The organism is Bartonella sp. AC62GZZY, from assembly GCF_042196525.1.
Lineage (GTDB): Bacteria > Pseudomonadota > Alphaproteobacteria > Rhizobiales > Rhizobiaceae > Bartonella.
On the sequence record NZ_JBHIQN010000015.1, the window covers coordinates 21,012 to 28,407 of the forward strand.

Sequence of the window (7,396 nt, forward strand, 5' to 3'; positions counted from 1 at the left end):
ATTCTCTTGAAATCACCGCTTTGGGGTAGAGTTTTTATTTCTATCTATATTTTTACGCGTTTTTATAAATAATACAATTTTAAATTGTGATATTTTGGGATTCTGGCTTTACATAAAACATAGGGTGGATATATAAAATCCAAAACGTATTTTAAATTATCACGCGTAACCAAATTTATTAAACAGAATGCGTGTTTTTTGTTTTTAGAGAAGGGGAAGAAAGTTTGTAGAAAATTATGTTTAAAAATCATCTCTCTTTATGTCATTTTACAACGGTTATTTTTTTCTTTGTATACAATACTGATGCAGGTGAGATTTCTTCTGAGAAGAAGCCATATTCATGTAACGAAAGTGCCTCATTTTATCGCTGTAATGATGGTAAAACGCATGAAATTGCCAAGAAAACTTATCAACTTACGGGTGAAAGTTCTGATGCTGCCATAGAGGCATCAGGGAAAAATACAGTCATTGAGGGAGAGGCTATAATCATTAATGGTGTCTCAAATACAAATAGCCATTCAGAAACAAACGCTTGGACAACAGCTGTAAAGTCCTCAAATGGGGGAGGCGTTGCTCTATTTGATTCCATGTTAAATAACGTGTCGATAGGGGCCGATATTAATGATGAGGGAGCTTTTGAGATGCAGAATGGGGTGATTAAAGCAACCAGAATGGGGATCAGTGTTGGGGGTAAAGGGTCGTTTGTTTCTTTGACCAAGACAGAGATTAAGACATCTTCTGATGCGATAGGTCTTTTGAGTCATAATGGTGCAAAAATTTATATGAAAGGAGGAAAAATTAATTTTGCTGATGGTATTGGTGTTCAAACAGGAGGAGATGGAGAAATTAATTTAGAGGGCGTTTCTATTAGTGGGAGGGGGAAACTGGGAACAAATACAGATAATTATCGTGAAGGTTCTGCTTTTAGTATGCTTCAGGGGAAAGGCTCTCTTAATTTCCAGAAAGGAAACGTTAATGTCGACAATGTTCATGGTATTGTAGTGCAGGGGAATAACCATAATGCTGCTCATATAAAATATTCCAATATTTTTGTGAGAGGGAATGGATTTAATGGCATGCACTTTTTTTGGGAAGCTGTCTTAAATGATAAAAAAACAATTATACCTGGAAAAGGGACTGTCCATTTGACAAAGACAACTTTTATGGCTCCAGAAAGTACGGCTATTTATAATCGAGAATTTGAAAGTTCTGTTAAACTCTCACAACATTCAAAAATTTCTGGAGATTCACTCCTGAAAGCTGTTGAGCGTTCTACTGTAAAGATTGAGGCTGATGCTTCTACCCTTGTAGGAGGCGCACATGTTGATGAAAGTTCTACAGCTAAGATAGATTTAAAAAATGGTTCAAAGTGGATTTTATCGCGACCAAAATATGACAAATTGCAAAATTCTAATGCTTTTGGTTCTAATTTAGGGGACTATTCCTTCATTTCATCGGTCAATCTTACGGATAGTTCTCTTGTTTTTGAAGAATTAAAATCTAAAACAACAGATGGTTATCAGACACTTCTCATCGGAAAAGGATCGGGGACTGTCTATCGTGCACAAGGCGATGCGCGTCTTTATCTTAATGCATATTTGGATAAAGGCGGAGCTCTGCAAGAGCAAAAAACTGACCGGCTTTTAATCAATGGTGATCTTGAAGGAAAAACGACAGTCCATGTGTATAGTGTTCCTGGAAGCTCAGGGGCATTGACGGGAGAGGGCGGTAATAATCAGGGGATTTCCATTATTCAGGTTTATGGAAAAGCCATGGAAGATTCTTTTCAGTTAAATGGGGGGTATGTCACACTTGAAGCCTCCCCCTATCAGTATCATCTTAAGAGTTATGGTCCAGGCTCTGCTTTAGGGACTGCAGATTCCAATCAAAGAGTGCTTAAAAATACTGGAACATTTTGGGATTTCCGACTTGAAAGTCAATTTGTTGATTCCACTAAAGTTTTTCCTGTTCTTGATTTGGTTGTCCCCCCTTCTTCTGATGATATTCCTTCTGTTCTTAAAATTCATCCTAATATTACTGGAGGTGAGGATGGTTCTATTGATTCTAACTCTCAGCAAAAACCTCAGGAGCCAAGTCTTTCTTCTCCTGTAGATTCTCCTGATAGGGATTCCCATCTTACGACCACACCTAATGTATCTGATGTTTTTGTACTTGAGATCCCCAATCCTCTTTCCTCTCTTGCACCTGTTGTTCCCGCTATTGCTGAATCTAATCCAGTTGCTCCACCTGCATCTGGTTCACTTGTTCCGCCATCTGTTCCACCCACTCCTTCTGTTGTTTCCCCAGTTGCATCTGTTTCTCCTGTTCTGTCATCTGTTTCACCCACTCCTTTTGTTGTTACTCCACCTGCGTCTGGTTCTTCTGTTCCGGCATCTGTTTTTGAGCCTTCTTCTTATTTTGAGCCAAATGTGAGAGTCGTTGTTCCACAGGTTTTGACTTATATTCTTGTGCCAAATACCTTATTTTATGCTGGATTGATGGATATCAGTAATCAAAGCAAGCAGTTGCAAGCGCTGCGAACTGTTTCTGGTCGGTTGTTAAAAAATGATGAAAATCCCGCTTTGTTTTTGCGCGGTTACGGTGGACATCATCATTATACTTCAAATTTGTCTGCATTTAAATATGGTGATTATGGCGGTGAGCTTGATTATAATGCACTAGAGGCAGGTCTTTTACTCAAGAAAATCGAAAGTGCATACAGTACGACATCTTTTGGGATTATGGGAAATTATGGCAAACTTTCGTTGCAGCCTCGAAAGGTTAAACAAAGTCAAGAAAGTATATTTGATAAATGGACAATCACAGCATATGGAAGCATGCAGCATGATACGGGTCTCTATATGGATGGTCTCTTCTCTTATGGTTTGTTTAATGGAAATGTTCTCACACTTGAGCGAGGTAAAACGGCTGCATTGAGAGGGAAGCCCCTAAGTGTTTCCTTAACTGCTGGTAAAACGTTTATGATAGGCAGCCGATATTTTATTTTTGAACCACAGGTTCAGTTTGTTTATCAAAATCTTCAGTTTCATAAGACTCGTGATATTGATAATTTTAATATTGATATGCGAAGCCCAGATCATTGGGGGATGCGTATTGGTGGGTATTTAACGAAGACACTTACATTTACTAAAGATAAAGATGCACATGTTCTTTCATTCTATGGTAAGCTTCATTTCATTCGTAGTTTTGATGATAAACAATTTGTATATTTTAAAGATGCTTTCCAGCTTGGTTCCTTTGGGACTTCTTTAGAAGCTGGATTTGGTGTTTTTTCGCAATTATCTCCAAAAATTATTTTTCATAGCGATCTGATTTATCAGCATAAATTTACGAGTGACGGCTTTTCCGGAACGCATTTTTCTGGTGGATTAAGTTATCGTTTTTAATTGTATTTTTCTTTAATACATCCTTTGTGAAAGACATAAACACAAAACATGGTTTTATTGTGTTGTTTTTCTGATTTTTGACTTTACATACAACACAAAACAAATTATATATAACGGTACATAATAAGAATAATGAGTAGATGAACTAGGTGTGTCTTTATCAGTTTTTTATGAAGATAAAATAAAGAAAGTTTAGACTAAATTATGATTAAAGTACTAAAACGTCATGTGTGTGTGTTCTCTTACGACCTCTATTTCTTTCTTCGCGCACAATATAGATGTGAGTGCAGAAGATTATAATCCCTCGTGTAATTCTCTTTTTAAGTCGTATTCGTGTGATACAGTTGATGCTTCTCGTACTTTTGGAAGTCGTAATAAGTTATATATGAGTGGATTGGATAGGAGGACTACAGGTGTTATTTTTACAATACGAACTCATAACATAGTTATTAAACCGCAAAAAAGTAAAGGGGAAAAAGGCTTTCAGGAACTGATGGAATTTTAGAATTAAAGAGATCTGAGAAGATTACATCAGCAGTGGTTGTGTTAAAAGACAATAAAACTTCTTTTAAAAAAAGTTCTATTACAGGAAATGGCGAAAAGAAAAGTAGAAATGATACGTTATCTCAATCTGTGTTTGGTGTGAAGCAGGGCGGTTTTTCCTTTGATGAAGGTAAGATTCAGGTTTCTAATGTTCATGGTATAGAGGCAAGTGTCTTGCTCAATGCGATTGAGGATACACATCACACTTCGAGCTTTGGAAAAATGGAGAATAATGGGAAAAAACTCTCTACAGCCTCAAGATGTTAAAGAAAGCAAAAAAGTACATTTGATAAATGGTCTATTACAGCATATGGCAGCATGCAGCATGATACAGGCTTTTATATCGATGGACTTTTTTTCTACGGGTTATTTAAAGGGGATGTTCTCACGCAAGCAAGAGGTAAGACAACAACATTGAAGGGGACACTTTTGAGTGCTTCATTGGCTGCCGGTAAGCCATTTATGACAGGACATAAGGGGCTTATTTTTGATACGCAAGTTCAGGTCGTTTATCAAAATATACGGTTTGATAAGACCTCTGATAACGATGGATTTGATGTCGAAATGGGAAAGCTTGATTTGTGGGTGATGCGTGTTGGCGGGAATTTAAGCAAGACGCTTGCTGCTTCTGAAGAAGGGCATGTTGTTTCTTTCAATGGGAAACTTCATCTTACCAATAGTTTTGGCGAAAAACAACGTGTGCAGTTTGGAGATGAATTTCAATTAGGAGCTTTTGGTTCTTCTTTAGAAACTGGAGTAGGGCTGAAGGCTCAGTTGTCTTCAAACTTTGCGTTGCATGGAGATGTGACCGATCAGTATCGTCTTAGCAAAGTTGGCTTTTCTGGGACGATTTTTTCAGGTGGTTTACGCTATCATTTTTAGATGCCTATGAAATATAGAGTAATTTTTACATAAGTTATAAAGTGTTTTGAGAAGTATAAAATGAATATTAAGTTTTATACTTCTCATTGTTTGTGTGTTTAACTTAATATTATGGGGAATATTTTTTATTTTTAACTAACAGGGGGAGAAAGGCAAATTGGGAATAAAGTTATGGTTAATGTATTAAGCGGGTATAAATTTTTATTTATTACAACAGCTATTGTTTCTTTTTTGCCAATCGTGAGTGTTAATGCGAATCCTAATAATTTAGGAACTTCCTGTAATGTATCAGGGAGTTTTTTTACGTATAGCGATAGTAAAAAACATACGATAAGTAATAAAAATTATATTCCTTCTGTCTCTTCTCTAGATGATTTTATTGCTGTCTTCTCTATAGAAAAAGAGGGAACTGTTTTAAATTTATTAGAGACAAATATTATCTTGCATAGGCCAAAGCAGTCATTTTTATATAGTGCATCTGTAAAAGATGATGGCAAGCTTGTTCTAACCAATTCAAATATTAAGGATATGTCCGGTTTTCGTGTTCAGAACGGGCAAGTTGTGATGAATAGAGGGAAGATTGAAGGTAGTTTGCAAGCTGTATGTGCAGAAGGAAAAAAAACCGATATTGCTTTAGTGAGCGTAAATATTGATATTGTATCAGATAACTTGAATGCAAAAGGGATTGGATTTGTTAGTAGTTCTGATGCATTCGTTAGGATATCAGGCAGTACTATTACTTTTAATGAGATTGGTGCGTTTTCAACACAATTTGGGGGAAAATATCTTATTGATACAACCAATATTCAGGGCAAAGGTAAGAAACACACGATTGTAGTTGATAATGAAACTATTGATGAATTTCCAAGAGCTTTTGACATATCACAGGGTGGTAATGTTCATTTGCGTGGTGATTCTATTCAGCTGACTGATATGCATGGCTTCTTGATTACGAATTTTGCAGGTTATGCAGATGCTGAAGGTAAGTTGATTCAAGAATACGCTTCATCAAATGCGTTTAAAAAGACAAGTATTAAGATAGAAAAAAACAATATTTCTGTTCAGGGTGAGGGAGTATACGGTCTGTATTTTTATGGATTAGGTCCAGATGTATGGGGTGATATGTTTAAGGTAGGGAGTGAAAAACTTTCAAAAGTAGAAAAAATTGTTTGGGGTGAAGCATCTTTGCATTTGTCACAGACAACTTTTTCAGTTCCTGATGGTATTGCCATTTATAGTACGGGAGATGATATTTATGGAGCTGAAGCTACCATTGAATTAACAGAAAGGACAAAGATCTCTGGTGATTTATTGTTAAAGGCTCAAAATAATTCTTCTCTATTGGTGAAAGCAAAGAATTCTACCCTTACAGGGGGTATTCGTGTTGAGGATGTATCAACTGTTCACTTAGAATTAACACATGGCTCTGCATGGTATCTCACCAAAAGGAAACATACAGATTTGCAGGAATCTCTTCCTGTAGATTCATTACTTTCGTCTATAAGCATTTCTGATAGCACAATTTTTTTTGATAAATTTATATCTCAAGATTATCAAACGCTATATATTGGAAAAGTATATATTGAGAAAGGAAGTAATCTAAATGACATAAATCCAATAGATGGGATACAATATGATAAAGACGCTTATAATGCAAAGGGAAATGTGCAGATTAAGATGAGTGCGTTTGTGAATAATGACGGCTCGTTTAATCCGCAAAAAACTGATCGTATTTTGATCTACGGGAATGTTTTGGGAAGTACACTGCTCATGATGGAGAAATTTTCCAAAACCTTAGAAGGAGAAGCTGGCAATAAAGGGAGTCAAAGTATTTCACTTGTTCAAGTTGCTGGGACAGCAGAGGAAAGTTCTTTTAAGTTAGCCAATAGTTATACTACAGTGAATGGATTTCCTTATCAATATAAACTTCGTGCCTATGGTCCAAGTTCTTCTTCTGGAAATGCAGATCCAAAGAATAGATTGGTTGTTGGAGAAGGGGATTTTTGGGATTTTCGTCTCGAAAGTGTTTACATTGGTCCTGAATTAGATTCTTCTGAAACTGCTTCTAAGCCAACGTCTACAGTTTTACCTCCTCAATCTGAAGAAGAGACGGTTCCTTCTAAACGACCAACAGAGACTATTTCACCTGAACAACCCCCTTCTGTTGAGCCTCCACTTATACCATCTACACCTTCTTTGCCTGAGGGATCTGAACCGTCTGAAACATTTATCCCTACGGATTCGACGCTGACTCCTTCTGCACCAGTTCCGTCTCCCTCTGTACCAACAGTTCCAGAAAGTCCTTCTGCTGTGCCTATGCCTGCACCATTTGTTCCAGTTGAGACTTCTACAGATGAGGCTATGCCATCTAAGCCATCTGTTCCGGTATCTCCTTCATCTCCAGATTCTGTTCCTTCTGCTTCTTCCCCTGTTGAACCAAAGCCTTCTGGGGATTCTGCTCCTATTAATCCTTCGTCTAATCTCCAAATTAGAGCTGTTGTTCCACAGGTTCCAACTTATCTTCTTTTGCCAAATGCCTTATTTCATGCTGGTTTAGTGGATAT

General features: G+C 37.0%; 2 protein-coding genes and 1 pseudogene. All 3 read left to right on the forward strand.

Going from position 1 to position 7,396, the window contains the following annotated elements; genetic code table 11:
- The first annotated feature begins 236 nt into the window (after window positions 1-236).
- Window positions 237-3,407, forward strand: coding sequence for an autotransporter outer membrane beta-barrel domain-containing protein (locus tag ACFIML_RS07805; RefSeq protein WP_375687815.1), 3,171 nt, complete (start codon window positions 237-239; stop codon window positions 3,405-3,407).
- Between the two features lie 696 nt (window positions 3,408-4,103).
- Window positions 4,104-4,832: pseudogene (locus tag ACFIML_RS07810) on the forward strand (autotransporter domain-containing protein); the annotation flags it as partial.
- 171 nt (window positions 4,833-5,003) lie between these two features.
- Window positions 5,004-7,396, forward strand: a 2,393-nt coding sequence (locus tag ACFIML_RS07815; protein WP_375687817.1) for an autotransporter outer membrane beta-barrel domain-containing protein, incomplete at its 3' end; no start/stop codon positions are given.